A 1,395-nucleotide genomic window follows, 5' to 3' on the forward strand; every position below is an offset into this window, starting at 1 on the left:
TTTTGTGGTGTAGCGATAAATAGTCATGCGAGAAACGTTGAAGCGCTTAGCAACTGCACCAACTGTCATTTCAGGATCAGCAAGTAAGATTCTAATTTGTTTAACATCTTCTTCAGAAAGTGACGGTTTTCTCCCTCCCACACGGCCCCTTGCGCGTGCAGCTGCAAGGCCTGAGCGCGTTCTTTCAATATTGCGGTTGCGTTCAAAGCTAGAGAATATCGCCATCAGATGAGTATAGATTTCCCCTATAACTGGCGCATTTGTGTCTATTCTGTCCTTGATGGCTATGAAAGTTATTCCGCGTTTCTTCAGGTCGTCGAGTAAAGTAATGACTTGACCCAATGAACCGCCGAGCCGATCTAGTGCCCAAACTACTAGGGTATCTCCCTCGCGCAATGCTTTCAGGCAGTTCTCCAGTTCCGGCGCACCTTTTTTGTCGCGCTTGGGGCCGCTACGTGAGGTCTGATCCTGATAGATTTGCTCACATCCAGCTTTTGTTAGTTCGTCAACCTGGTGCGCCACATCCTGAAGATGCGTAGATTTACGTGCATAGCCGATTTTCATTCTTTTCTCGCTAATTAGTTATGGGGTTATTGTTATGTTGATACAGTAACGAGTTTTGTTACATGAGGGGAGTCATTTTTCGGGAGAAGTCAGGACTTTTCAAGACTGTCACAAAAACCATCGTTTTTGATACATTAATTTAACCAATAGGTTGCAGATCAAATCGCCTGTAACAGCCTTTCTGGCTGTTTGTCGTTTTCAGAAGACGGCTGCACTGAACGTCAGAAGCCGACTGCACTATAGCAGCGGAGGGGTTGGATCCATCAGGCAACGACGGGCTGCTGCCGGCCATCAGCGGACGCAGGGAGGACTTTCCGCAACCGGCCGTTCGATGCGGCACCGATGGCCTTCGCGCAGGGGTAGTGAATCCGCCAGGATTGACTTGCGCTGCCCTACCTCTCACTAGTGAGGGGCGGCAGCGCATCAAGCGGTGAGCGCACTCCGGCACCGCCAACTTTCAGCACATGCGTGTAAATCATCGTCGTAGAGACGTCGGAATGGCCGAGCAGATCCTGCACGGTTCGAATGTCGTAACCGCTGCGGAGCAAGGCCGTCGCGAACGAGTGGCGGAGGGTGTGCGGTGTGGCGGGCTTCGTGATGCCTGCTTGTTCTACGGCACGTTTGAAGGCGCGCTGAAAGGTCTGGTCATACATGTGATGGCGACGCACGACACCGCTCCGTGGATCGGTCGAATGCGTGTGCTGCGCAAAAACCCAGAACCACGGCCAGGAATGCCCGGCGCGCGGATACTTCCGCTCAAGGGCGTCGGGAAGCGCAACGCCGCTGCGGCCCTCGGCCTGGTCCTTCAGCCACCATGCCCGTGCACGCGAC

General features: G+C 53.3%; 1 protein-coding gene and 1 pseudogene. Both read right to left on the minus strand.

What is annotated here, in order from left to right; genetic code table 11:
• Nucleotides 1-564 (minus strand): recombinase family protein (locus tag ACOI6Z_RS27465; RefSeq protein ID WP_420687563.1); only part of this gene is annotated, 564 nt, incomplete at its 3' end.
• A gap of 392 nt (nucleotides 565-956) precedes the next feature.
• Nucleotides 957-1,395, minus strand: a pseudogene (gene intI1 / locus ACOI6Z_RS27470) (class 1 integron integrase IntI1); the annotation flags it as partial.

Origin of the sequence: Klebsiella sp. C239 (genome assembly GCF_048822715.1) — a bacterium.
GTDB classification, from domain to species: domain Bacteria; phylum Pseudomonadota; class Gammaproteobacteria; order Enterobacterales; family Enterobacteriaceae; genus Klebsiella; species Klebsiella quasipneumoniae.